Source organism: Brachybacterium paraconglomeratum, assembly GCF_003994255.1.
GTDB lineage: Bacteria > Actinomycetota > Actinomycetes > Actinomycetales > Dermabacteraceae > Brachybacterium > Brachybacterium conglomeratum.
This window is the reverse complement of the sequence record NZ_ML133860.1, coordinates 138,996-164,741: the sequence shown is the minus strand read 5'-3', so window position 1 is coordinate 164,741 and position 25,746 is coordinate 138,996. Positions and strand designations below refer to the sequence as shown.

Genomic DNA, 25,746 nt, shown 5'->3' with positions numbered 1-25,746 from the left:
CGGCCGGCTCGAGCACCTCCGCGGCTCCGCACTGGGCTTCCGCAACCTCGTCCACTACATCGCTCGCAGCCTCCTCGAAGCCGGCGGCTTCAGACCCCTCCTACACCCTTAAATGCGAAGAGCCGGAATACTGGCCGACGAGGCCGAGGAACAGCACCGGGATCACGGTCAGCAGGGACACCAGCGGGAACATGAGGTGCCCGCCGAACCGGTCGGTCAGGCCGCCCATCAGGATCCGGCCCAGGGAGCCGACCAGGACCGGCAGAGCCACGATCAGCGAGGCGTCCTGCGCGAGACCCTGCTCGACGTAGACCGGGCCCAGCGGGCTGAGCAGCGCCCAAGCCCAGAAGTTCACTCCGAAACCGAGGGTGACCAGCAGGAGAGCTCTCCAGGCTCCGGGCGGGACGGAATCCTTGGCGGAGATGGTCGCGGCGGCGGAGGACGGGGATCCGGTCATCGAGCGACTCCTCGGACGATGCGGGCAGGAGGATCGAGCACTGCTCGACGACGCCCCGCAGAGGGGAACTGTACGTCGTAAGCATCCTCGGCCCTTCGAGCCACACTAGAGGACTTCCGTCCCGGAAGAAACTTTTCCCGGGATATCCAGTAAGCCACCGCCCGGAGTGCGACGAATTTCGCGACCGGAGAGTTACGGAATTCGTCGTCGCTGAGTGCTCACGGGCTCATTCAGGGGCGTCGAGCTCCAGGTCCACCATCAGCTCCGCGGCGATCGTCTCGAGCGCCTCGCGCACGTCCGCCTCGTCGGACTCTGCCGGGAGGCGCAGCTCGGCCTCGGCCTCGAAGAGCATGCCGCCGCCCTCGGGCGCCTCACGGGTCCAGGAGCGCAGTCCGTCGATGGTCGCGCCCTGAGAGCGCAGTGCCGTGGTGACCTCGCGGACCATGCCGGTGCGGTCCTGGCCCAGCAGGTGCAGGCGGAGGGCGCGGGCGGGACCGGGCGGAGCGGTCTGCTCGGCGACGGCGGCCTCCACCGCGAGCCCGACCTCGGCCTCGAGGCCCTCGAGCGCGGAGAGGAAGCCCTGGACCGACTCGTCGGGGAGGTCCACCTGCACGATGCCGGCGAACTTCCCGGCCAGCAGCGCGAGCTGGCTGTCCACCCAGCTGCCGCCGTGCTCGTCGACGGCGGCGGCGAGGGCGGCGACGAGGCCCGGTCGGTCGTCCCCGATGGCGGTGAGCACGTAGGTCGTCATGGGGTCACACTAGCGCTCCCCGGCGTGGGAGACCCCCGGAACACCGGACTTGTAGAGCCCGTAGGTGTACGCGTCGAAGACCGCCTCCCAGGAGGCCTCGATGACGTTGGGTCCCACGCCCACGGTCTGGAACTCCAGGCCCCGGCCCGAGGTGCGCACGAGCACCCGCGTGGTCGCGTCGGTGCCGTGCTGGGAGTCGAGGATCCGCACCTTGAAGTCCCGCAGCTCGAACTCGTCGACCTCCGGGTGCCGCTCCCGCAGCGCCTCGCGCAGGGCGAGGTCCAGGGCGTTGACGGGGCCGTTGCCCTCGGCGATCGCGACCCTCCGCTCCCGCTCTCCCCCGCCGTCGGCCCGCAGCTTCACGGTCGCCTCGGTCTCGAGGGTCCCGTCGCGGCCGAGCTGGGAGGTGGCCCGCCAGGACTCGACCGAGGAGTAGCTCGGCACGCGGCCGAGCTCGTCCAGCAGGAGCAGCTCGAAGGAGGCGTCGGCCGCCTCGTAGGAGTAGCCCTCCGCCTCGCGCTGCTTCACGGTCCGGGCGAGGCGCGAGAGGAGCTCCGGCTCATCGGCGAGCTCGAAGCCGAGCTCGCGGCCCTTGAGCTCGATCGAGGCGCGGCCGGCCATGTCGGAGATGATCATGCGCATGTCGTTGCCGACCGCGCGGGGATCGGTGTGCTGGTACAGGTCCGGATCCACCCGGATCGCGCTCGCGTGCAGCCCGGCCTTGTGCGCGAAGGCGCTCGCCCCGACGTAGGGGGCGCGGGGGCTGACGGGCATGTTCACGATCTCGCCGATCGCGTGGGAGATCCGGGTGGCCTCGGCGAGGGTCTTCTCGGGCACCAGGTCCATGCCCATCTTCAGCTGGAGGTCGGCCAGGAGCGTGATCAGGTCGGCGTTGCCGGTGCGCTCCCCGTAGCCGTTCACACAGCCCTGGACGTGGGTGATCCCCGCCCGGACGGCGCTGATCGCGTTCGCGACCGCGCAGCCGGTGTCGTTGTGGGTGTGGGCGCCGAGCCGAGCCTCGCCCGCACCGGCCGCCTCGAGACGGGAGCGCAGGTCCTCGATGATCTCGGTGACCTGGTGCGGGAGCATGCCGCCGTTGGTGTCGCACAGCACCAGCACCGCGGCGCCGGCCTCGTGCGCGGCCACCAGCACGGAGGTCGTGTAGTCGGGGTCGTGGAGGAAGCCGTCGAAGAAGTGCTCCGCGTCGACGAACACCTCGCGTCCGAGGCCGACGAGGTGCGCGACCGTGTCGCGGACCATCGCGAGGTTCTCCTCGGCGGTGGTGCGCAGCGCGCCCGTGACGTGGCGGAGATCGGACTTCGCGACCAGGGTGATCGTCGGCGCACCGGAGTCGACGAGCGCGCGCACCTGCGGGTCCTCGGCGACGTCGACGCCCGCCTTGCGGGTCGCGCCGAAGGCGGCCAGACGTGCCGTGGACAGCTCGAGCTCGGTCGCGGCGCGGACGAAGAACTCCGTGTCCCGCGGGACGGCGCCCGGCCAGCCGCCCTCGATGTAGGTCACGCCGAGGTCGTCGAGATGGCGGGCGACGGCGAGCTTGTCGGTCACCGAGAGGGTGAGCCCCTCCTGCTGGGAGCCGTCGCGCAGGGTGGTGTCGTAGAGGTGGAAGGCCTCGATCGTGGGAATGGTCATGACCCGCTCACACCAGCCGGGTCAGCCAGCCGTGACGGTCCGGGATCCGGCCGTACTGGATGTCGGTGAGCTCCTTGCGCAGCGCCAGGGTGACCTCGCCCGAGCCGCCGTCGCCGACGGTCCAGGAGCCCTCCTTCGAGCGGAACTCGCCGATGGGGTTGATGACGGCGGCGGTGCCGCAGGCGAACATCTCGGTGATCTCGCCGGACTCGAGCTGCTGCTGGACCTCGCTCATCACGAGCTTCTGCTCGAGGACCTCGAGGCCGCGGTCCTCCGCGAGGCGCAGGATCGACAGGCGGGTGACGCCCTCGAGGATCGAGCCGGTCAGGGACGGGGTGAGCAGGCGGCCGCCCTTCGTGATAGCGACGACGTTCATGCCGGAGAGCTCGTCGATCGAGGTGTGGGTCTCGGAGTCGAGGAAGAGCACCTCGTCGGCGCCGTTCTCCGCGGCCTCCCGCTTGCCCAGCAGCGAGGAGGCGTAGTTGCCGCCGCACTTCGCGGCGCCGGTGCCGCCGGCGCCGGCGCGGGCGTACTCGTCGGTGATCCACACGACCAGCGGCTGGACGCCGCGGGGGAAGTAGGGACCGGCCGGGGAGGCGATGACGTAGTAGTCCACCTCGTGCGCGGCCCGCACCCCGAGGAACTCCTCGCTGGCGAACATGAAGGGTCGCAGGTAGAGGGACTCCTCGCTGGTCGCCTCGGGCACCCACGGCTCGTCGGCCGCGACGACGGCCTTCAGCGAGGTCAGGAAGTCCTCGGCCGGCAGCTCGGGCAGCGCCAGGCGCCGGGCGGAGCGCTGCATGCGCTCGGCGTTCGCCTCGGGGCGGAAGGTCCACACCGAGCCGTCGGCGTGGCGGAACGCCTTGAGACCCTCGAAGATCTCCTGGCCGTAGTGCAGGACGGCGGAGGCGGGCGAGAGCTCGAGCGGGCCGTAGGGCACCACCTCGTCCTGGCCCCAGCCGCCCTCGACGGTCCAGCGGGCGCGGGCCATGAAGTCGGTGTAGTGCTGGCCGAACCCGGGGGCGGCGAGGATGCTGGCGCGCTCGTCGTCGCCCACGCGACGGGTGGTGCTGGTCTGGGGGAAGGCGAGTGCGCTCACGGGGATCTCCTCGGCGGGGTTCGGCAGGGTCAGTGTGTCAGGTGCGGGCTCTCAGCGCCCGGTGATCGCGGCGACGAGGTCGTCGCCGATGCGGGCGGTGCCACGAGAGGCGAGCGACGCATCCGCCGCGCGGGCCGCCAGGTCGTTCTCGGCCGCGGCGCGGACCGCGGCGGCGGGCTCGACGTGGCCGAGGTGGTCCAGCAGCAGCGCGACCGAGAGCACGGTCGCGGTGGGGTCGGCCTTGTCCTGGCCGGCGATGTCGGGGGCGGAGCCGTGCACGGGCTCGAACATCGAGGGGAAGGCGCCGGTGGGGTTGACGTTCCCGCTCGCCGCGAGGCCGATTCCGCCGCCGATGGCGCCGGCGAGATCGGTGACGATGTCGCCGAAGAGGTTGTCGGTGACGATGACGTCGAAGCGGGAGGGGTCCTGGACCAGGTAGATCATCATCGCGTCGACGTGGGCGTAGTCGACCTCGACGCCCGGATGCTCGGCGCCGACCTCCTCGACGATCCGGCGCCACAGGTGCCCGGCGTGGACGAGCACGTTGTGCTTGTGCACGAGGGTGAGCTTCCCCCGGCGCGCCTCGGCCTGCTCGAAGGCGTAGCGGACCACGCGCTCGACGCCGACGGCGGTGTTCAGGGAGACCTCGGTGGCGACCTCGAGGGGGGTGCCGGTGCGCATGGAGCCGCCATTGCCGACGTAGGGGCCCTCGGTGCCCTCGCGCACGACGAGGAAGTCGACCTCGCCCGGCTCGGCCAGCGGGGTGGAGACGCCCGGGACCAGGCGGGTGGGGCGCAGGTTCACGAAGTGGTCGAAGCCGAAGCGGAGCTTCAGCAGCAGGCCCCGCTCGAGCACACCGGAGGGCACGCCGGGGTCGCCGACGGCGCCGAGCAGGATCGCGTCGTGCTTCGCCAGCGCCGCCATGTCCTCGTCGGTCAGGGTCTCCCCCGTCCGGTGCCAGCGCCCCGCCCCGAGGTCGTAGTCCGTGGTGCGGACCGCGACACCGGCGGGCTCGAGGGCGGCCTCGAGAGCGCGCAGGCCCTGGGGGACGACCTCCTTGCCGATGCCGTCGCCCTCGATGACGGCGAGGTCCAGGATGCTCGGGGCGGGGATGGTGCTCATGGCGGGTGCTGCTCCTGAGGAGGGGATGGGATCAGTAGACGAGATCGACGGCGTGGATCGAGCGCGCGTCGATGGCGGCGCCCAGCTCCTCGGCGAACTCGCGGGAGACGGACTCGTCCAGGTCGAGGACCACGAGGGCCTCGGCGCCCTGGGCTCGGCGGACGCGGGAGACCTGCATGCCGGCGATGTTGATGCCGGCCTCGCCGAGGAGCGCGCCGTACTTGCCGATCAGGCCGGGCCCGTCCGAGTAGCGCAGGATCAGCAGGTGGTCGCTCAGCGGCACGTCGAGCGCATGGCCGAAGACGTCGATGAGCTTGTGCTCCTGGTCCACGCCGCTGAGCGTGCCGGAGACGGCCACGACGTCGCCGCCGCGCAGCGTGCCGCGCAGGGTGATGACGTTGCGGAAGCGCTCGGTGGTCTCGTCGGTGACGAGGTTGACGGCGATGCCGCGCTCCTCGGCGAGGACGGGGGCGTTGACGTAGCTGACCTGCTCGGTGACCACGGAGCGGAACATGCCGCGCAGGGCGGAGAGCTTCAGCGCGGTGACGTCGCGGGAGGCGATCTCGCCGTGGACCTCGATGTCGAGCACCTCGGGTGCCTCGCCGGCCAGGGCGGTGAAGAGCTGGCCGAGCCGGTCCGACAGGGCGACGCCCGGGCGGACCAGGTCGTCGATCGCGCCGCCGGCGACGTTGACCGCGTCGGGGACGAGCTCGCCCGCGAGCGCCAGGCGCACGGACTTCGCCACCGCCACGCCGGCCTTCTCCTGCGCCTCGGCGGTGGAGGCGCCGAGGTGCGGGGTGAGGGTGATGTTCTCGAGCTCGAGCAGCTTCGCGGCGGTCTCGCTCTTCGCGGGCGGCTCGGAGGAGTACACGTCCAGGCCGGCCCCGGCGATCTGCCCGGTGCTCAGCGCGGTGTACAGCGCCTCCTCGTCGATCAGGCCGCCGCGGGCGGCGTTGACGACGTGGAGGTTCGGCTTCGCGAGCGCGAACTCCTCGGCGCCGATCAGGCCCGTGGTCTCGGGGGTCTTGGGCATGTGGACGGTGAGCACGTCGGCCTCGCGCATCAGCTCGTCGAGCTCGACGACGCGGGCGCCGAGCTCGGCGGCGCGGGCGTGGTTGACGTAGGGGTCGTAGGCCAGGAGCGTCACGCCGAAGGGGCGCAGGCGCTCGGCGACGAGCTGTCCGATGCGGCCGAAGCCCACCACGCCGACGGTCTTCTCCAGCAGCTCGACGCCGGTGAGCTGCTTGCGCTCCCAGCGGCCGGCCTTCACGGAGGAGTCGGCACGGCCGAGGTTGCGCAGCGAGGCGAGGATCAGCGCGATCGCGAGCTCCGCGGCGGAGACGATGTTGGAGGTCGGGGCGTTGATGACCATGACGCCCGCGGTGGTGGCGCCGGGGACGTCGACGTTGTCCAGGCCCACGCCGGCGCGGGCGACGACGCGCAGCTTCGGGGCCGCGGCGTACACCTCCGCGTCGACCTGGGTGGCTGAGCGGACCAGGAGGGCATCGGCCTCCGCCACTGCGGCGAGCAGCGCGGTACGGTCGGTGCCGTCCACGCTGCGGACCTCGACGTCGGGGCCCAGGACCTCGACGGTGGCGGGCGACAGCTCCTCAGCGATGAGCACGACAGGACGCGTCACGGATTCTCCTCCGGTACGGATGGCGGTCGTCGCTCACGCCCTCGGGTGCGACGGGTTTCAGGGGACCGCGTCGCCCTGTGTCCGCCAGGCGGGAACGCGGGACAGGATGCGAGACCGTTGTACGAAGGACGGCGGCGGGAGCACCTCGAGGGTGCTCCCGCCGCTGTGTGGGGACCGGGTGGGTCAGCGCGCGGCGCTGCCCTCGACGTAGTCCGAGTCGATGGACTGCGCGCTCCAGGAGAACATCTTGCGCAGGTCCTTGCCGACCTTCTCGATCGGGTGCTCGGCCTCCTCGGCGCGGAGCTTCTTGAACTCCTGGGCGCCGTTGTCCTGGTCGTCGATGAAGCGCTTGGCGAAGGCGCCGGACTGGATGTCGGCGAGGATCGCCTTCATGTCGGCCTTCGTCTGGTCGGTGACCACGCGGGGGCCGGAGACGTAGTCGCCGTACTCGGCGGTGTCGGAGATCGACCAGCGCTGCTTGGCGATGCCGCCCTCGTTCATGAGGTCGACGATGAGCTTGAGCTCGTGGAGGACCTCGAAGTACGCGATCTCCGGCTGGTAGCCGGCGTCGGTGAGGGTCTCGAAGCCGGCCTGGACGAGGTGGCTCATGCCGCCGCACAGCACGGCCTGCTCGCCGAAGAGATCGGTCTCGGTCTCCTCGGTGAAGGTGGTCTTGATGACGCCGGCGCGGGTGCCGCCGATGCCCTTGGCGTAGGACAGGGCGAGGTCCCAGGCGGATCCGGTCGCGTCCTGCTCGACGGCGACGATGTCCGGGATGCCGCGGCCGGCGACGAACTCGCGGCGCACGGTGTGGCCGGGGGCCTTCGGGGCGATCAGCAGCACGTCGACGCCCTCGGGGACCTCGATGTAGCCGAAGCGGATGTTGAAGCCGTGCGCGAAGGCGATCGCCTTGCCCTCGGAGAGGTGGGGCTTGATCGAGTCCGCGAAGACCTTCCGCTGGTCCTGGTCGGGGGTGAGGATCATGATCAGATCCGCCCACTCGGCGACCTCGGCGACGGTCCCGACGGTCAGGCCCTCCTCCTGGGCCTTCGCGGCGGACTTCGAGCCCTCGCGCAGGCCCACGCGGACCTCGACGCCGCTGTCGCGCAGGTTCAGCGCATGGGCATGGCCCTGCGAGCCGAAGCCGACGACCGCGACCTTCTTGCCCTGGATGATGGACAGATCGGCGTTGTCGTCGTAAAAGATCTCAGCCACGTTGTGCTCCTTCGATGGTCGGCTGCGGGCGTCGAGGCGATCGTATCGCCCCTCGTCCTGCGATGTGAGAAAGGGTCTTGCTATTCGGTCAGCGGGGCGGGGTCAGGACAGCAGCGCGCGGTCGGTGATCGCCCGACCGCCGCGCCCGATCGCGACCTCGCCGGACTTCACGATCTCGCGGATCCCGAACTCCTCGAGCATGCCGAGGAGGGCGGTGAGCTTGTCCTGCGTGCCCGTCGCCTCGATCGTCACGGAGTCCGAGGCGGCGTCGACGACCTTCGCGCGGAACATCTGCACGATCTCCAGCACCGGGGTGCGGGTGGAGCTGTCGGCGGTGACCTTGATGAGGATCAGCTCGCGCTGGACCGTCTGGCGGGGGTCGAGCTGGACGATCTTGAGGACGTTGACGAGCTTGTTGAGCTGCTTGGTGATCTGCTCGAGCCGGTGCTGCTCGACGTCGACCACGACCGTGATGCGGGAGATCTCCGGATGCTCGGTGGGTCCCACCGCGAGCGAGGAGATGTTGTAGCCGCGACGGGAGAACAGGGCGGTGACGCGGGTGAGCGCACCGGGCTTGTTCTCCACCAGCACCGAGAGGGTCTGGCTGTTCGGCGACATGACGTAGTCGGGGGTACCGGTCGGGGCCTGCTGCTGGTTGGTGGTCATGCTCAGATGTCCCTCTCCCACTCGGGGCTCATGCCCTGGGCGATCTGGATCTCGTCGTTGGACACGCCGGCCGGCACCATCGGCCACACCATCGCGTCGGCGCTGACGGTGAAGTCCACGATCACGGGGCGGTCGTTGATCTCCATCGCCTGGCGGATGGTGTCGTCGATGTCCTCGTCCCGCTCGCAGCGCAGGCCCACGCAGCCGTAGGCGTCGGCGAGCTTGACGAAGTCCGGGATGCGGCGCGAGCCATGGCCGGTGTTCAGCTCGGTGTTCGAGTAGCGCTGGTCGTAGAACAGGTTCTGCCACTGGCGCACCATGCCCAGCGAGCTGTTGTTGATGACGGCGACCTTGATCGGGATGTCGTTGATGACGCAGGTGGCGAGCTCCTGATTGGTCATCTGGAAGCAGCCGTCGCCGTCGATGGACCACACCGTCTTCTCCGGCATGCCCACCTTGGCGCCCATCGCCGCGGGCACCGAGTAGCCCATGGTTCCCAGCCCCCCGGAGTTGATCCAGGTGCGCGGGTTCTCGTACTGGACGAACTGGGCCGACCACATCTGGTGCTGGCCCACGCCCGCGACGTAGATCGAGTCGGGCCCGGAAATCGCGCCGATGCGGGAGATCACCTTCTGCGGGGCGGTGAAGCCGTCCTCGGTCGCGGTCCAGCCCAGCGGGTAGTTCTCCCGGAGCATGTCCAGCGTGCCCCACCAGCCCTCGTAGTCGCGGGTGTCGGACTCGGCCAGGCGGGCGCGGAGCTCCTCGGTCAGCGCCTTGGCGATCTGGCCGGCCTGACCGACGATCGGCACGTCGGCGACGAGGTTCTTCGAGATCTCGGCGGGGTCGATGTCCGCGTGGATGATCTTCGCGCCGGGCGCGAAGGAGTCCAGGCGGCCGGTGACCCGGTCGTCGAAGCGGGCACCGATGTTGATCAGCAGGTCCGCGCGCTGCAGGGCCGAGACCGCGGCGACAGTCCCGTGCATGCCGGGCATCCCGAGGTGGCTCGGGTGGGAGTCCGGCAGGGCGCCGCGCGCCATGAGGGTGGTGGTGAAGGGGATGTCCGAGGCGTCCACGAGCTCGCGCACCTCGTCGGTGGCGCTGCCGCGCAGCACGCCGCCGCCGAGCAGGAACACCGGGCGCTTCGCCTCGAGCATGAGGCGCACCGCCTCGCGGATCTGCTTGCCGTGAGGGCGCGGCTCCGGGCGGTAGCCGGGCAGGTCCAGGGTCTCGGGCCAGACGAACTCCATCATGTCCTGCTGGGCGTCCTTGGTGACGTCCACCAGCACCGCGCCGGGCCGGCCGGTCGAGGCGATGTGGAAGGCCTGCTTGATCACCTTCGGGATCTCCGCGGCGTCCTTGACCAGGAAGTTGTGCTTGGTCACCGGCATCGTCATGCCGACGATGTCCGCCTCCTGGAAGGCGTCGGTGCCGATGAACATCGAGCCGACCTGGCCGGTGATCGCGACCAGCGGGATCGAGTCCATCTGGGCGTCGGCGATCGCGGTGATGAGGTTGGTGGCACCGGGGCCGGAGGTCGCCAGGCACACGCCGACCTTGCCGGTCGCGTGGGCGTAGCCGGAGGCGGCGTGGCCGGCGCCCTGTTCGTGCCGGACCAGCACGTGACGGAGCTTCTTCGCGTCCATCAGCGGGTCGTAGGTGGGCAGGATCGCGCCGCCGGGAAGGCCGAAGACGACCTCTGCCCCGGCATGCTCGAGGGACTCGACCAGCGCCTGCGCGCCGGTCATCTGCTGTCCGGTCATCGGAACTCCTTCGTCGTCTCGGACGGTGGGCGGTGGCGGTGAGTGGAACATGCTCCCCGCCCCTCCCGTCGCGCCATCCCGCGGGCCGGGCACGAAAAAGCCCCTCCGCCTGGGGCTCGGGGAGGGGCGCGGATGACGTCTCGAAGCGACGAGTGGGCGTCAGCCGCGCTCGGGAACTACGAGAAGGATCGTCTGCATGCACCCACCATAGGCCCCGGGCCGTGGCCGGGGCCGCCTGTCCGGATCGCGAGACCCTGCGGGCAGCCGGCGCATCGGCGCAGGCGCGACGCGCTTCGCGAGTCCGCGGGGGAAAGTCCGGAGGGGCCCCGCGGCGAGGCCCGACGGAGCGACGAAAGTCCTGCGCACGGCGTCCGGTTCTGCTTACGGTATGGACGAGGTCACCCGCTCCAGAGAGGACCGTGCGCACAGCCATGAACGCCACCGGCCATTCCCCCCTCGCCCCCGCCGCCGGGACGCCGTTGCCGCCGGGCACCCGCATCGTCGTGATCGGCGGCGGCATGACCGGGCACCGCTTCGCGGCCCGGATGCAGTCCCAGGACCCCACCGGCGACTGGACCCTCACCGTGATCGGCGAGGAGACCCAGCATCCCTACGACCGCGTGCACCTCTCGGACTGGTTCGGCCACCGCCGCGCCGAGATGCTCGCCCTGGACACCGGGGTCTGGGCCGACCCGAGGATCACGCTGGTCACGGGCGACGCCGCCGAGAGCGTGGACCGCTCCGCGCACACCGTCACCTGCGCCTCCGGCACCGTCCACGAGTACGACCGGCTCGTGCTCGCCACCGGATCCTGGGCCTGGGCGCCCCGCGCCGAGGGCAAGGACCTGCCCGGCTCCTTCAGCTATCGCACGGTCGACGACGTCGAGTCCCTCGCCGCCTGGGTCGCCGAGCGCGGCGAGGCGCTGGGCCGCGAGGTCCGCGGCGTCGTCGTCGGCGGCGGCGTGCTCGGCCTCGAGGCCGCGGCCGCGCTGCAGGACCTCGGCGCCCGCTCCACCGTGGTCGAGTTCGCGGACCGGCTGATGGCCGTCCAGCTCGACGACGGCGGCGGCGAGATGCTGCGGCTGCTCATCCAGGACAAGGGCATCGAGGTGCGCACCGGCGTGGGCGCGACCGCCTTCCGTCCCGCCGAGGACGGCGCGATCGGCACCGCGGAGCTGACCGACGGCAGCGAGCTGCCCGCCGACGTCGTCGTCTTCTCCACCGGCATCCGCCCCCGCGACCGGATCGGCCGCGAGGCCGGCCTCGCCGTCGGCGAGCGCGGAGGCATCGTCGTGGGCGAGAGCTGCCAGACCTCCGACCCGGACATCTGGGCGATCGGCGAGTGCGCCTCCTTCGACGGGGTGTGCGCGGGCCTGATCGCCCCCGGCAACGACATGGCCGACGTGGTCGCCGACCGGTTCCTCGGCGGCACCCGCACCCACCAGCGCGGCGAGGACGGCACGAAGCTCAAGGGCGTGGGCGTTGACGCCGCCGCCTTCGGCGACGTCAACGCCATGACCCCCGACGCGCTCGAGGTGTCCTTCGTCGACCCCGTGCACCGCCAGTACCGCAAGCTCGTGATGAGCGACGACGCGACGACCCTGCTCGGCGGCGTGTTCGTCGGCGACATCGCGCTGTACTCGCAGCTGCGCCCGATGACCGGGCGGGCCCTGGGCGCCGACCCCTCCGCGGTGATCGCGCCGGAGGGCGCGGGCGATGCGCTCGCGGGCGCGGAGATGCCGGACGACGCGGTGATCTGCTCGTGCAACAACGTCTCCGCGGGCACGGTGCGCCACGCCGTGAACGAGCAGGGCTGCCACACGATCGGCGCGATCAAGGAGTGCACCACCGCCGGCACCGTGTGCGGCTCCTGCGTCCCGTCGCTGACGAAGCTGCTGAACCAGGAGCTGGCCAAGAGCGGCATCGAGGTCTCCCGCGCGCTGTGCGAGCACTTCGACCACTCCCGCGCCGAGCTGTACAGGCTCGTCGAGGAGGGCGGCCAGGAGACCTTCACCGAGGTCGTCGCCGCGCACGGCACCGGCGCGGGCCGCGGCTGCGCGGTCTGCCGCCCCACGGTCGCCTCGATCCTGTCCTCGCTCGGCGCCCTCTCCGGCAAACGTCACAGCCCGGTGGGCCGTCAGCTCGGCTCGCTGCAGGACACCAACGACCACGTCATGGCGAACATCCAGAAGGACGGCACCTACTCGGTGATCCCCGCGATGCCCGCCGGCGAGGTCACCCCCGAGAAGCTGCTCGTCTTCGCCCAGGTCGCGAAGGACTACGGCCTGTACGTGAAGGTCAACGGCGCCCAGCGGATCGGCATGTTCGGGGCCCGGCTCGAGCAGCTGCCGGAGATCTGGGAGCGCCTGGTCGAGGCCGGCTTCGAGTCCGGCCACGCCTACGGGAAATCGCTGCGGATGGTGAAGAGCTGCCTGGGCACCAACTGGTGCCGCTACGGCGTGGGCGACTCGACCGCGATGGCCTCGCACCTCGAGCGCCGCTATCGGGGGCTGCGCTCCCCGCACAAGATCAAGATCGGCGTCTCGGGCTGCGCCCGCGAGTGCGCGGAGGCGCAGGCGAAGGACGTCGGCGTGATCGCCACGCACCGCGGCTGGAACCTGTACGTCGGCGGGAACGGCGGCGCCCAGCCCGCTCATGCGCAGCTGCTCGTCGAGGACCTCGACGACGAGACCCTGCAGCGCTGCATCGACCGCTTCCTCATCCTCTACATCCGCGAGGCGGACAAGCTCCAGCGCACCGCCCGCTGGGTCGAGGAGTACCCCGGCGGCATCGACGAGCTGCGCCGCGTGATCGTCGAGGACTCCCTCGGCATCGGCGAGGAGCTCGAGGCCGCCATGCAGCGCCACACCGACACCTACGTCGACGAGTGGGCCGAGGCGGTGCACGATCCGGAGCGGCGCGCGAAGTTCGTGTCCTTCATCAACGCCCCGGACCTGCACGACAAGACGCTGCGCTACGTGCTCGAGCGCGAGCAGGTGCGCCCGGCCCGGCCGGAGGACGCCCCGGAGACCACCTTCCCGACCCCGCTCGCGGCGAAGGAGCACGCCCTCGCCGGCGCCGCCCACATCTCGCAGGAGGACCAGTGATGACCGCCCCCGCCGACGCCCTCGTGCCGATCTGCCCGCTCGGCGCGCTGACCCCGGAGCGGGGCGCCGCGGCGCTCCTGCCGGACGGCACCCAGATCGCGGTGTTCCTGCTGGACGACGGGAGCGTGCGCGCCGTCCAGCAGCACGACCCCTACTCCCGCTCGAACATCCTCTCCCGCGGCCTGGTGGGCACCCATCTGCTCACGGTCGAGGGCGAGACGGAGGGGCGGCTCGTCCCCACCCTCTCCTCCCCCATGTACAAGCAGAGCTGGGACCTCGACACCGGCGCGGTGCTCGACTCCGGCGGCGGCGAGAAGCTGCCGATCGCGGTGTTCGACGTCGAGGTGGTCGACGGCCACGTGCACGTCTCCGCCGCGCCGCGCCCCGGCACGGGCGGGGAGGCGTGAACGGCCTGACCGGCGCCCACCTCGAGCCCGGGGCCGTCGCCCTCGTGGGCGGCGGCCCCGGCGCCTGGGACCTGATCACGGTGCGGGGCCTGGACCTGCTGCGCCAGGCCGACGTGGTGGTCACCGACCGGCTCGGGCCCCGCGCGCTGCTGGACGAGCTGGGGGCCGACGTCGAGGTGATCGACGTGGGCAAGCGGCCCGGCGCGCACTCCATGCGGCAGGACGACATCGGCGCGCTGCTCGTCGCGATCGCCCGCGAGGGACGGCGCGTGGTGCGGCTGAAGGGCGGGGACCCGTTCGTGCTGGGCCGCGGCGGCGAGGAGGTCCTCGCCTGCCGCGCCGCGGGCATCGACGTGCAGGTGGTGCCCGGGGTGACCTCGGCGCTGGCCGGTCCCGCGGCCGGGGACGTCCCCGTCACCCATCGCGGCACCGCCGTCGCCGTGCACGTGGTCAACGCCCACGGCGACCTGGGCCCCGCCGATCTCGCGGCGCTCGCCGACCCCGGCACCACCACCGTGCTGATGATGGGCGTGGAGTGGCTTCCGCGGCTGGTCGCCCAGGCGCTGCTGAACGGGATCGATCCCGCGACCCCGGTCGCGGTGGTGCAGGAGGCGACCCTGCCGGGCCAGCGCCAGGTGCGCGGCACCCTCGCGGACATCGAGCAGGTCGTCGCGGAGGCCGTCATCGGGCACCCAGCGGTGATCGCCGTCGGCCGGACCGCGGCCGAGGGGTTCCTGCGCCCGGAGCAGCCGGCCGCCGCGGCGGAGGCCCCGGAGCACGGCTCGGGCCGTGAGGCCGTCGACCTGCCGGAGCACGGGCCCGCTTCCGACCGCTCCCCCGCCCCGGTGCTGATCGGCTGCTCCCACGGCACCCGCTCGCGGGAGGGACGGGACGTGCTGCGCGCCCTGCTGCGCCGGATCGCCGCGCAGGCGCCGGGCGCGGTGCGCGAGGCGTTCGTGGACGTGCAGTCCCCGGACGTGGCCGCGGTGGTCGCCGCCCACGCCCGGCCCGCCGAGGCCCGCACACGCGAGGGCGAGGAGGTCGAGGCGGTCGTGGTGCCGCTGCTGCTCTCCCTCGGCTATCACGTGAAGGATGACATCGGCGGGGCGGTCGCCGGCCGCGCCGCGACGGCCGCCGCGCCGCTCGGCCCGGACCCGCGGCTCGCGGAGGTGATGGCGCAGCGCCTCGTCGAGGCGGGCCTGCGCGACGGTGACGCGGTGGTGATGGCGGGCTCCGGCACGCGGGACCCCGAGGGAGTCGCGCAGGTCGAGGAGATGGCGCGCCTGCTCTCCGAGCGGCTCGGGCGGGAGGTGACGACGGGGTTCGCCTATGCGGCCACACCACCAGTGGCCGACGCCGTCGCTGCGGCGCGGGAGGGCCTGGCCGACGACGCACGGGTGGTGGTGGCGAGCTATGTGCTCGCCCCCGGCCACTTCCACGACCTGGTCGCCGCCTCGGGGGCCGACGTGGTCACCGCCCCTCTCGGCGATCATCTGCTCGTCGCCGAGATCGCGCTGGAGCGCTACGAGGCCGCGCTCGGGGCGTGACCCGTCCCGGCACGCGGAACGGCCGTCGGCCCCGGAAGGGGGCGACGGCCGTTCTCGTCGGGTGCGGGTGCTGCTCTCAGTCGAGCGGGCGGCGGGTCGCGCCGTAGGTCGCCGAGCGGGCGAGGTGGGCGTAGACCTTCAGGGCCTGGGAGACCTTGCGGTCGCGGTTCTCCGGCCGCCAGGGCAGGGCGCCCTTGTTCTCGCGGCGACGGGCCAGCTCGTCCTCGGGCACGTCGAGCTCGAGCAGGCGCTTGTCGACGTCGATGATGATCGTGTCGCCGTCCTCGATGAGGCCGATGAGCCCGCCCTCGGCCGCCTCCGGGGAGATGTGGCCGATGGAGACGCCGCTGGTGCCGCCGGAGAAGCGGCCGTCGGTGATCAGCGCGCAGGTCTTCCCGAGGCCCCGTCCCTTGAGGAAGGAGGTGGGGTAGAGCATCTCCTGCATGCCGGGACCGCCCTTGGGGCCCTCGTAGCGGATGACCACCACGTCGCCGGCCTTGACGGTCTTGTCCAGGATCTTCTGGACCGCCTCCTCCTGGGAGTCGCAGACCACCGCGGTGCCCTCGAAGTGGAAGAGGTCCTCGGTGACGCCGGCGGTCTTGAACACGGCGCCGTCGCGGGCGAGGTTGCCCTTGAGCACGGCGAGGCCGCCGTCCTTGGTGTGGGCGTGGGGGACGGCGCGGACCACGCCGTTCTCGCCGTCGAGGTCGAGCTCGTCCCAGGTGTTCGTGGTGGAGAAGGCCTGGGTGGTGCGCACGCCGCCGGGGGCGGCGTGGAAGAGGGCCTCGGCCTTCTTCGAGGCCTTGCCGCCGCGCACGTCCCACTCGGCCAGCCAGCTGGTGAGGTCCGGGGAGTGGACGGTGTGGACGGTGTGGTCCAGCAGCCCGGCCCGGTCCAGCTCGCCGAGGATCGCGGGGATGCCGCCGGCGCGGTGGACGTCCTCGACGTGGGCGGTGCCGTTGGGGGCGACCTTCGACAGCGTCGGCACGGAGCGGGAGATGCGGTCGATGTCGTCGAGGCCGAAGTCGACGCCGGCCTCGATCGCGACGGCGAGGATGTGCAGGATCGTGTTGGTCGAGCCGCCCATCGCCACGTCCATGGCCATCGCGTTGGAGAACGCGGCCTTGGTCGCGATCGCACGGGGCAGGACCGACTCATCGTCCTCCTCGTAGTAGCGCGTGGCGAGCTCGACGATCTTCCGCCCCGCCTCGAGGAAGAGCTCCTTGCGGAAGGCGTGGGTGGCGAGGGTGGTGCCGTTGCCCGGCAGGGACAGGCCGAGCACCTCGGTGAGGCAGTTCATCGAGTTCGCGGTGAACATGCCCGAGCAGGAGCCGCAGGTGGGGCAGGCGTTCTCCTCGACCTCGGCGAGCTGCGCGTCGGTGATCGAGTCGTTCGCGGACAGCGACATCGCATCGACCAGGTCGATCCGGTTCTCGGTGACGCCCTCGACGGGCTTGCCGGACTCGGAGGGGCCGCCGGAGACGAAGATGACCGGGATGTTCAGGCGCATCGCGGCCATGAGGTGGCCGGGGGTGATCTTGTCGCAGTTCGAGATGCACACCAGCGCGTCGGCGGTGTGGGCGTTGACCATGTACTCGATCGAGTCGGCGATGAGGTCGCGGCTGGGCAGCGAGTAGAGCATGCCGCCGTGGCCCATGGCGATGCCGTCGTCGACGGCGATGGTGTTGAACTCCTTGGAGACGCCGCCGGCCTCCTCGACCGCGCTCGCAACCAGGTCACCCATGTTCTTGAGGTGGACGTGGCCGGGGACGAACTGCGTGTACGAGTTCGCGATCGCGATGATCGGCTTGCCGAAGTCGCCGCTCTTCATGCCGGTGGCGCGCCAGAGGGCGCGGGCACCTGCCATGTTGCGGCCGTGGGTCGAGGTGCGGGAACGGAGCTGAGCCATGCCCGTCATGCTACGCCGCCATGCGAGATGGCGGTGTCACCATCCGGACACCGGACGGGCATCACACTGCTCCTCCCTCAGACGGCCGCGCCGACCCTCGCGACGGGGTTGTCCATCCTCCCGGCGTACAGCAGCGAGGAGGCCTGGTCGCCGAGGTCGACCATCTGCAGGGTGTTGCGCAGCTGGAGACGGTTCAGGCAGGAGTGGGCGAAGGAGCCGGCGCGGAGGTCCACGTCGCCGGCGAGGCCGCGGGCGAGGCCGGGGTGATCGGCCTCGTACTCGTCGAGCACGCTCGCGACCTGGCCCCAGAATCGGTCGGCGGGGAGGATCCCGTCGGCGTCGAGGATCCCGGCGAGGTGACGCAGCACCCCGTCGAAGACGTCGGTGAAGATCGACAGCGCCTTCTCCTCCCCCGGCACCACGGCCCGCACCCGCTCCATGCCCTCCGGCAGCGGACGGTGGCCCACCACCGCCATCTCCTCGCCGATGTCCTTGTAGAACGCGCCGATCACCTGCTGCTCCCGCACGCGCAGGATCAGGTTCTCGCCGTGGGGCATCACCACCACGTCGTGGGCGAGGAGCAGGTGGACCAGCGGTCGCAGGTAGGCGCGGAGGTACCCGGCGAGCCACTGCACGGGTGGCAGGCCGGAGGCGCGCTGCATCGCCGCGGCGACGGAGCGGCCCTCGTGGTCGCGGTGCAGGAGCGCCGCCATGGTGAAGACCCGCTCCCCCGGTGCGAGCTGCGCGAGCGGGTTCTCGCGCCAGAGCGCGGCGAGCATCTTGCGGTGCGGGTTCGTGGTGCGGGTGCGGTGGTAGGCGTCGCCCGTGTACCCGATCGCGGCGCGCTCGCGCAGCACGCGGAAGCCGTGGTCCGAGAACTCCGCATCGCCGGCCTCCTGGGGCGCGGGCCATCCGGACCTGCGCAGTAAGGGTTGCCTACCCTGAATACGCAAGGCGGAGTGTTCACAATCCCGGACGCGGTCCGGATGAGAAGCGCCACGATGTCGCCGGATCGGGCAAAAGCCGTGGACACAGGCACGCGAAGGTGCCGCCCCGGGGGCTCCGCGATGGACAGATGTCCGTCACCCGTGCTCACGACGAGGGGCCGTCCCGGTGCGCCCGGAACGGCCCCTGTCATGCACGGCGAGCCAGGTTTCAGGCCCCGGCCGGGCTGCGCTCCGCCTGCGGGTCGCCATCCCCCTCGGGATCCTGAGCCCAGTCGTCGTAGTCCGTCTCCCCCATCGGCGAGGCGAGGTCCTCGTCGTGATGGTCGGCGCGGACGGGGAAGTCGGGGTCCTCGGCGAGCTGGCGGTGGAGGTCGGCCAGGCGCAGCTCCTCGGTCAGGGTGCGATGCTCCTCGGCGGCGACCTGCTCCGCCGTGGGCTCGTGGGAGCCCATGCCCACCTGGAGGTCCGACTCGACCTCGGAGAGGGCGCCGACGCTCACTCGGTAGCGGTGGCGCAGGATCTCCAGGCGCAGCACACGGGCGAGGAAGTAGATGCCCAGCAGGTTCGGGACCGACATGAGGAAGAACATCGCGTCGGAGAAGGCGATCACGGAGTCCAGCGAGATCGCGGCGCCGACGATCACGGCGAGCACCCAGGCGATGCGGAAGGCGTTCTGCACCAGCGCGGAGCTGCCGAAGAGGAACTTGGCGCTGAGCTCGCCGTAGTAGGCGTAGGCCAGGACGGTCGAGAAGCCGAACAGGGCGACGGCGACGGTGAGGAGGGAGGGGAACCAGCCCGCGACGGTGCCGAAGGCGGCCGCGGTCAGCGCCACGCCGTCCTCGCCGCCGCCCTGGTAGACGCCGGTGATGACGACCGCGATCGCGGTCAGCATGCACACGCCGATCGAGTCGACCAGCGGCTCCCACAGGGCGGTGAAGCCCTCGGTGGCGGGCTCCTTCGTCTTCGAGGCGCTGTGGGCCATTCCCGCGGAGCCGACGCCCGCGGCGTTGGAGAACAGCGCGCGCTGGATGCCGATGACGGCCACGCCGATGATGCCGCCGGTGACACCGTCGGCCGTGAAGGCGCTGGTGAAGATCGTGGCGACCGCGGCGGGCAGCGCCTCGATGTTCACCAGGATGATCGCGAGCGTGCACAGCACGTAGAGCACGGCCATCGCCGGCGTGATCGCGGAGGTCCACCGGGCGATCTTCGTGACGCCGCCGAGGATCACGATCGCGGTGAGCAGGGCCATGACCGCGCCGATCAGCCACTGGTTGCCGGAGAGGAACTCGCTGCCGGTGGAGGAGGCGACGATCGCGGCGACCTGGTTGGACTGGAAGAGGTTACCCGCGCCGAACACACCCACGAGGGTGAAGATCGCGTACAGCACCGCGAGCACGCGTCCCAGGCGCCTGCGGCCGATCTGCGCGAGGCCGTCGCGCAGGTAGTACATGGGGCCGCCCTCGGTGGTGCCGTCGGCGTTGACCTTGCGGTACATGACGCCGAGGGTCGCCTCGGCCATCTTCACGCTCATCGCGAAGAAGCCGAAGATCGCGATCCAGAGCGCCGCGCCGGGGCCGCCGGCCGCGATCGCGACCGCGACGCCGGCGATGTTGCCGAGGCCGACGGTGCCGGAGAGCTCGGTGGCGAGGGCCTGGAAGCTGGAGACCTCGCCGGGGTCGGTCTTGGCGGTGTACCGGCCGCGGATCACCTGGATCGAGTGCTTGAGCCCGGTGATCGGCTGGAAGCGCAGCCAGACGGTCAGGAAGATCGCGGCCGCCATCAGCCACACGACGATGATCGGGACGCCGCCGAAGATCGGCGCCTTGTAGAACACGACGGCGCTGAGGAAGGCGGCGATGGGGCCGAAGATCGTCTCGACGGCCGCGTCTATTCCAGGCATCTGGGGGGGTTCTCCTTCGGCGGGGATCCGCCGGGTCGGGTACTCGGGGCCCGCAGGGCGCCGGTCACCGGAGAGGGAGGCGCCGCAGCGGACGACGAATGACTGTACCCAGGGGTAACCTGTGCGCCGCGTCGCACCCAGCGACCCTCGGACTGGACGGAACCTGTGCATGACATGGGCTTTTACCCATCACCTCGGCGCACTTGTCCGACAATCCGACCCGCCGATCCTTTACCTGTTCTTGACCTACCCCGTGGAGACACTCACATCTGCGCGGCGGCGCGAAGGTCTGCAGCGCGGCGGGGGTCCGCGTCCGCGCGGACGCCCTCGGGCCAGACGCAGAGAGGACGGGCCACCCCTGTGCGGGGCGGCCCGTCCTTCGTGCGCTGTGCGGCGAGGGCTCAGCTGACGCCGAGCTTCTCCATGATGATCTCGCGGACGCGGCCGGCGTCGGCCTGGCCGCGGGTGGCCTTCATGATCGGGCCGATCAGGGCGCCGATCGCCTGGACCTTGCCGCCCTGGATCTTCGCGACGACGTCGGGGTTGTCGGCGATCGCCTGGTCCACGGCGGTGGTGAGCACGGAGTCGTCGGAGACGACGGCCAGGCCCTCGGCCTCGACGATCGCGGCGGGGTCGCCGTTGCCGTCGAGGACCTTCACCAGCACGTGCTTGGCGATCTTGTCGTTGATCTTCTTCCCGTCGACCAGGCCCTGCAGCTCGGCGACCTGCGCCGGGGTGATCTCAAGGTCCTCGATCTCGACGTCGCGGTCCTTCGCCACGCGGGCGAGCTCGCCCATCCACCACTTGCGGGCGGACTGGGCGGAGGCGCCGGCGGTGACGGTCTGCTCGATGAGGTCGAGGGCACCGGCGTTGATGACGTCGCGCATCTCGAGGTCGGTGAAGCCCCACTCCCCCAGCAGGCGGCGCCGGCGGGCGGCGGGCAGCTCGGGCAGCGCGGCGCGGATCTCCTCGACCCACTCGCGGCTCGGCGCGACGGGCACCAGGTCCGGCTCGGGGAAGTAGCGGTAGTCCTCCGCGTCGGACTTCGGGCGGCCCGAGGAGGTGCCGCCGGTGTCCTCGTGGAAGTGGCGGGTCTCCTGGACGATCGACTCGCCGGCGTCGAGCAGCCCGGCCTGACGGGAGATCTCGAAGCGCACGGTCCGCTCGATGGAGCGGAAGGAGTTGACGTTCTTGGTCTCGGTGCGGGTGCCGAGCGGGGCGCTCGGGTCCGTGCGCAGGGAGACGTTGACGTCGGCGCGGACGTTGCCGCGCTCCATCCGCGCCTCGGAGACGTCCAGGGCCCGGAAGATGTCGCGCAGGGTGCGGACATAGGCGGCGGCGACCTCGGGGGCACGCCCCTTGGTGTCCGGGATCGGCTTGGTGACGATCTCGACCAGCGGCACTCCGGCGCGGTTGTAGTCCACCTGGGAGTGGGTCGCGCCGTGGATGCGGCCGGTCGCGCCGCCGACGTGGGTGTTCTTGCCCGCGTCCTCCTCCATGTGGGCGCGCTCGATCTCGACGCGCACGATCTCCCCGTCCTCGAGCTCGACGTCGACCCAGCCGTCGAAGGCGATGGGCTCGTCGTACTGCGAGGTCTGGAAGTTCTTGGTGAGGTCGGGGTAGAAGTACTGCTTGCGCGCGAAGCGGCAGGTCTCGGCGATGGAGCAGTTCAGCGCCAGGCCGATCCGGATCGCGTACTCGACGGCCTTGGCGTTCACGACCGGCAGCGAGCCGGGCAGGCCCAGCGAGGTGGGGGTGATCGCGGTGTTCGGCTCGGCGGCGAAGATGTTCGGCGCGCCGTCGAACATCTTGGTCGCGGTGCCCAGCTCGACGTGGACCTCGATGCCGAGGACCGGGTCGTAGCGGTCGATCGCCTCGTCGAAGTCGACGGGGGTGATGTCGGTGGTGGTCATCGGGCTGCGCCTCCTGCGAGCTCGGGAGCCTTGGCCAGCAGCGGTCCGCCCCAGGAGTCCTCGAGCAGCGCCTCGAGGGCGCCGCCCACCTGGTAGAGGCGCTCGTCGGCACGGGCCGGGGCGAGGAACTGGATGCCGGCGGGCAGGCCGTCCTCGGCGAGACCCGAGGGCAGGGAGATGCCCGGGGTGCCGGCGAGGTTGGCGGGGATGGTGGCGATGTCGTTCATGTACATCGCGGTGGGGTCGTCGATCTTCTCGCCGAGGCGGAAGGCGACGGTGGGCGCGGTCGGCGAGGCGAGCACGTCGACCTTCTCGAAGGCGGCGGCGAAGTCGCGCTGGACGAGGGTGCGGACCTTCTGGGCGCTGCCGTAGTAGGCGTCGTAGTAGCCGGCCGAGAGGGCATAGGTGCCCAGCAGGATGCGGCGCTTGACCTCGTCGCCGAAGCCGGCGCCGCGGGTCGCCTTCATGACGTTCTCCGCAGTGGGGTGGTCCTCGGGGATCACCCGCAGGCCGAAGCGCATGCCGTCGAACTTGGCGAGGTTCGAGGAGGCCTCCGAGGGCATGATCAGGTAGTAGGCGCCGAGCGCGTACTCGAAGTTCGGGCAGGAGACCCGGACGATCTCGGCGCCGGCGCGCTCGAGCTGGTCGAGGGACTCGGTGAAGCGGGCGCGGACTTCGGGGGCGAAGCCCTCGCCCTCGAGCTCCTCGATCACGCCGATGCGCAGGCCCTTCACGTCGCGCTTGCGGGCCGCCTCGGCGTAGGCGCCGACGGGGTCCGGCAGCGAGGTGGAGTCGCGCAGGTCGTGCCCGGCGATCAGCTCGTGCAGCAGCGCCGAGTCCTCGACGGTGCGGGTGACGGGACCGGCCTGGTCCAGGGAGCTGGCCATGGCGATCAGGCCGTAGCGGGAGACGGAGCCGTAGGTGGGCTTGACGCCCACGGTGCCGGTGACGGCGCCGGGCTGGCGGATCGAGCCGCCGGTGTCGGTGCCGATCGCGAGCGGGGCCTCGAAGGCGCCGACCGCCGCGGCGGAGCCGCCGCCCGAGCCGCCGGGGATGCGGTCCGGGTCCCAGGGGTTGCGGGTGGGGCCGTAGGCGCTGGTCTCGGTGGAGGAGCCCATCGCGAACTCGTCCATGTTGGTCTTGCCGAGGATCGGCAGGCCCGCGGCGCGGAGCTTCTCGACGAGGGTCGCGTCGTACGGCGGGACCCAGCCCTCGAGGATCTTGGAGCCGGCGGTGGTGGGCTGGCCCTTGGTGACCAGGACGTCCTTGACGGCGATCGGCACGCCCGCGAGGGGGTGCAGCTCCTCGCCGGCCTCGCGGCGGGAGTCGACCTCGCGCGCGGTGGCCAGGGCCTCCTCCTCGTTGACGTGGAGGAAGGCGTTCAGGTCGCCGTCGACGGCCGCGATGCGGTCGAGGTGGGCGCGAGTGAGCTCCTCGGAGGAGGTCTCACGGGCCTGCAGCGCGGCGGCCTGGGCGGCGGCGCTGCGGCGGATCATGTCGGGGGTGCTGGTGGAGTCGGTCATGCTCTCTCTCACTCCTCGCCCAGGATCTGCGGGACGGCGAAGCGGCCGTCCTGCGCATCGGGGGCGCCGGCCAGCGCCTCCTCCTGCGTGAGGGTCTCGGTCACGACGTCCTCGCGGAAGACGTTCGTCATGGCAATGGGGTGGGAGGTCGCGGGGACGTCCTCGGAGGCGACCTCGGAGACGGAGGCGACAGCGTCCATGATGGAGTCGAACTCGCCGGCGAAGCGGGTGATCTCCTCCTCGGTGAGCTGGATCCGTGCGAGGTCGGCGAGGCGTGCGACGTCATCTCGTCCGATCGAAGGCATGGGGACAGTCTAGGACGGGCGCGCGCTCCGGTTCGACGGCCGCGCAGGGGCGCCGCTCACGCGCGGGTGCGGCGCGGCGTCGGGCCGACTCAGGGCCGGGTGAGATAGCGGTACTCGCCCACCGGCGCGAACTTCTCGCCGCGGTACAGGGCGCGGGCGGCGGTGTTCCCGGTCCCGACCTCGAGCAGGGCGAGGTCCGCGCCCTGGACGGCGGCGAGGGAGAGCAGGGAGCGCACCACGGCCCGCCCGAGCCCCTCCCGTCGGCGGCCCGGGTCCACGGCGATCTGGTCGAGCACGGCGATCGTGCGGCGGCGGTGCGGGACGAGCGCGGCACGGCCGACGGCGACGGACTCGCGGGAGTTCGAGGCAGTGTCGGTAAGGGCGAGGTAGATGCCGGGGGTGCCGGCCATGAGGTCGCGCAGCGTCTCGCGAGCGCCTTCCTCGGGACGCGGGGCGAGGCGCCAGGACGCCTCGAGCCAGTCCTCGGGCGGGGCGCCAACGGTGATCGCGGCCCGCGGATCTGGGGCGGCGCGGAGGTCGGCGAGCGGGCGGAGCAGGACATGGACAGGTGGTCCGGCTGCATAGCCGCGCTGCTCGAGAGCCGCGCGGACGGGTTCGTGGTCGAGGCCGTCGGCGGAGAAGAGGCGGAACGTGGGGCTCTCCCCCGCGGCGCCGAGCAGTCCCTCGACCCTCGTCAGCGCAGCGTCGAGGGAGTCGGGGTCCGTCGGCGGGTCGATCGGGACAGCGCTGTTCGCGCGGCGGGTGACACCGCGGGAGCGCTGGAGCGCGAAGCCGTCCACCTCGAGGCGGGACAGCGCCCGCCACCCGCCGAGCAGAGCCTCCACGAGTGCAGTGCCGGTGAGAGCAGGGGACGCCGGTCGACGGGAGCGGGATGCCATGCGGTGAGGCTACTGGCCGCGGAACTGCGGCGGGACGAAGAGCTCCTCCCGCGGGATCTCCCGCCCGGTGGGGGTGTCGACGATGTGCAGGCCGGTCTCGTCCCGCACCAGCTGCAGGTCCGAGCCGACCGGGAGGTCCCAGATCCCGATCAGCGCCGGCTCGATCGCGCACAGCTCGTTGAAGTCCACGATCCGCCAGTTCGAGGTGTCGTTGAGGTAGTCGGACTCATCGATGTGGCTCATGATCTGCCACCCGTTGTCCGCCGGCGCCTGCGACGGACGACGCACCATCCACCGCACCTTCCCGCGCCCCTCCAGCACGTTCAGCGTCGCCAGGCACGCCCCGGCATTCGGAATGAACTCCATCGACTCACTCATCACTCGTTCCTCCCTTCGGTTCGTTCCATGTACTCCTGAGCCCGCCTCGTCATGTCGGGCCGGGTTGTACTTATGAGCAGTTCGCCGAGCGTCGATCCATGCTTGTTAATGATAGCGGACATGTCTATATCCGGCCGTGCGAAAACAACATCATAGAACGGCTGGAGCTTCTCGTCAGATGCACCCATCGACGAGAGGGCCTCCAAAGGCAGGCCAAAGCGGGGCGATCGGAGATTTATATCGGCCCCTCCATCTAGAAGCCGCTCCAAAAGCGGCGCCTCGAGCTCAAAGTTATGCCCTCTCTCACCGCCCACAAAGAGCTCATGAAGGATATTCGTGCGGTCTCCATCATCCACAACTGAGGGGTCAACCCCCTGTTCAAGAACGAAGTTGGCTATTGCCACACGATACTCAGGAGACTTGTTTGCAATGGCACCAGAAAGCGTTTCCGCCCAAAGAGGATCCGACCAGTCAACAGGACCCCGGGCCCTAACCTCCTCGAGGAACTCCTTTAAAGTGGAACGCTTGGCGAGCAAGCGTGGATTCCTA

At 71.3% G+C, this 25,746-nt stretch carries 21 protein-coding genes; 3 read left to right on the top strand and 18 right to left on the bottom strand.

Annotated features, from left to right (window positions below):
- Window positions 1-100 precede the first annotated feature (100 nt).
- From DS079_RS14515 to DS079_RS14475, 9 genes are all read right to left on the bottom strand, one after another.
- Window positions 101-457 (bottom strand): MFS transporter, encoded by a 357-nt coding sequence (locus DS079_RS14515; protein ID WP_309298682.1) that lies wholly within the window; start codon window positions 455-457, stop codon window positions 101-103.
- Window positions 458-683: 226 nt separating this feature from the next.
- Entirely contained in the window at window positions 684-1,208 is a 525-nt protein-coding gene (locus DS079_RS14510) for a glycine cleavage system transcriptional repressor (RefSeq protein ID WP_126988549.1), read from the bottom strand.
- Between the two features lie 9 nt (window positions 1,209-1,217).
- Window positions 1,218-2,858 carry a citramalate synthase gene (gene cimA, locus DS079_RS14505; protein WP_126988548.1) on the bottom strand — a complete coding sequence of 547 codons (1,641 nt, stop codon included), beginning with the start codon at window positions 2,856-2,858 and terminating at the stop codon, window positions 1,218-1,220.
- A gap of 7 nt (window positions 2,859-2,865) precedes the next feature.
- The gene (locus DS079_RS14500; protein ID WP_126988547.1) at window positions 2,866-3,957 is read right to left on the bottom strand and encodes a branched-chain amino acid aminotransferase; all 1,092 of its coding nucleotides are present in this window, start codon (window positions 3,955-3,957) and stop codon (window positions 2,866-2,868) included.
- 51 nt (window positions 3,958-4,008) lie between these two features.
- Window positions 4,009-5,079: a 3-isopropylmalate dehydrogenase gene (locus DS079_RS14495; protein WP_126988546.1), complete on the bottom strand. Its 1,071-nt coding sequence runs from the start codon at window positions 5,077-5,079 to the stop codon at window positions 4,009-4,011.
- A gap of 31 nt (window positions 5,080-5,110) precedes the next feature.
- Window positions 5,111-6,718 (bottom strand): phosphoglycerate dehydrogenase, encoded by a 1,608-nt coding sequence (gene serA / locus DS079_RS14490; protein ID WP_126988545.1) that lies wholly within the window; start codon window positions 6,716-6,718, stop codon window positions 5,111-5,113.
- Between the two features lie 183 nt (window positions 6,719-6,901).
- Window positions 6,902-7,933, bottom strand: a complete 1,032-nt coding sequence (ilvC, locus tag DS079_RS14485; protein ID WP_126988544.1) for a ketol-acid reductoisomerase — start codon at window positions 7,931-7,933, stop codon at window positions 6,902-6,904.
- 102 nt (window positions 7,934-8,035) lie between these two features.
- Window positions 8,036-8,551, bottom strand: a complete 516-nt coding sequence (gene ilvN, locus DS079_RS14480) for an acetolactate synthase small subunit (RefSeq protein WP_029360997.1) — start codon at window positions 8,549-8,551, stop codon at window positions 8,036-8,038.
- A 50-nt stretch (window positions 8,552-8,601) separates the two neighbouring features.
- The gene (locus DS079_RS14475; protein ID WP_126988543.1) at window positions 8,602-10,359 is read right to left on the bottom strand and encodes an acetolactate synthase large subunit; all 1,758 of its coding nucleotides are present in this window, start codon (window positions 10,357-10,359) and stop codon (window positions 8,602-8,604) included.
- Window positions 10,360-10,790: 431 nt separating this feature from the next.
- Between DS079_RS14475 and nirB the strand changes: the two genes are divergently transcribed.
- Genes nirB through cobA form a run of 3 tightly spaced genes read left to right on the top strand, consistent with a single transcriptional unit; the run spans window position 10,791 to window position 15,420 of the window.
- Window positions 10,791-13,466, top strand: a complete 2,676-nt coding sequence (gene nirB / locus DS079_RS14470) for a nitrite reductase large subunit NirB (protein WP_126988542.1) — start codon at window positions 10,791-10,793, stop codon at window positions 13,464-13,466.
- Entirely contained in the window at window positions 13,466-13,873 is a 408-nt protein-coding gene (locus DS079_RS14465) for a nitrite reductase (NAD(P)H) small subunit (protein ID WP_126988541.1), read from the top strand. Before nirB ends, DS079_RS14465 begins: the two co-directional genes overlap by 1 nt.
- Window positions 13,870-15,420: a uroporphyrinogen-III C-methyltransferase gene (gene cobA / locus DS079_RS14460; RefSeq protein WP_126988540.1), complete on the top strand. Its 1,551-nt coding sequence runs from the start codon at window positions 13,870-13,872 to the stop codon at window positions 15,418-15,420. The genes DS079_RS14465 and cobA overlap by 4 nt, the downstream gene beginning before the upstream one ends.
- 76 nt (window positions 15,421-15,496) lie before the next feature.
- Here the strand turns inward: cobA and ilvD are convergent, their stop codons facing one another.
- From ilvD to DS079_RS14415, 9 genes are all read right to left on the bottom strand, one after another.
- Window positions 15,497-17,329, bottom strand: coding sequence for a dihydroxy-acid dehydratase (gene ilvD, locus DS079_RS14455; RefSeq protein WP_126988539.1), 1,833 nt, complete (start codon window positions 17,327-17,329; stop codon window positions 15,497-15,499).
- A 77-nt stretch (window positions 17,330-17,406) separates the two neighbouring features.
- Window positions 17,407-18,282, bottom strand: a complete 876-nt coding sequence (locus DS079_RS14450; protein WP_309298681.1) for an IucA/IucC family protein — start codon at window positions 18,280-18,282, stop codon at window positions 17,407-17,409.
- A 202-nt stretch (window positions 18,283-18,484) separates the two neighbouring features.
- Complete coding sequence (locus DS079_RS14445; protein ID WP_126988538.1) at window positions 18,485-20,179, bottom strand: alanine/glycine:cation symporter family protein; 1,695 nt, start codon at window positions 20,177-20,179, stop codon at window positions 18,485-18,487.
- Between the two features lie 401 nt (window positions 20,180-20,580).
- Window positions 20,581-22,092 carry an Asp-tRNA(Asn)/Glu-tRNA(Gln) amidotransferase subunit GatB gene (gene gatB / locus DS079_RS14440; protein WP_126988537.1) on the bottom strand — a complete coding sequence of 504 codons (1,512 nt, stop codon included), beginning with the start codon at window positions 22,090-22,092 and terminating at the stop codon, window positions 20,581-20,583.
- Complete coding sequence (gene gatA / locus DS079_RS14435) at window positions 22,089-23,615, bottom strand: Asp-tRNA(Asn)/Glu-tRNA(Gln) amidotransferase subunit GatA (protein ID WP_126988536.1); 1,527 nt, start codon at window positions 23,613-23,615, stop codon at window positions 22,089-22,091. Before gatA ends, gatB begins: the two co-directional genes overlap by 4 nt.
- 8 nt (window positions 23,616-23,623) lie before the next feature.
- A complete protein-coding gene (gatC, locus tag DS079_RS14430) occupies window positions 23,624-23,920 on the bottom strand; it encodes an Asp-tRNA(Asn)/Glu-tRNA(Gln) amidotransferase subunit GatC (protein WP_053916864.1) in 297 nt (98 codons plus the stop codon).
- A gap of 89 nt (window positions 23,921-24,009) precedes the next feature.
- A complete protein-coding gene (locus DS079_RS14425; protein ID WP_126988535.1) occupies window positions 24,010-24,819 on the bottom strand; it encodes a GNAT family N-acetyltransferase in 810 nt (269 codons plus the stop codon).
- Window positions 24,820-24,828: 9 nt separating this feature from the next.
- Complete coding sequence (locus tag DS079_RS14420) at window positions 24,829-25,197, bottom strand: DUF2185 domain-containing protein (RefSeq protein ID WP_126988534.1); 369 nt, start codon at window positions 25,195-25,197, stop codon at window positions 24,829-24,831.
- Complete coding sequence (locus DS079_RS14415; RefSeq protein ID WP_126988533.1) at window positions 25,197-25,733, bottom strand: hypothetical protein; 537 nt, start codon at window positions 25,731-25,733, stop codon at window positions 25,197-25,199. Before DS079_RS14415 ends, DS079_RS14420 begins: the two co-directional genes overlap by 1 nt.
- Window positions 25,734-25,746: the final 13 nt, after the last annotated feature.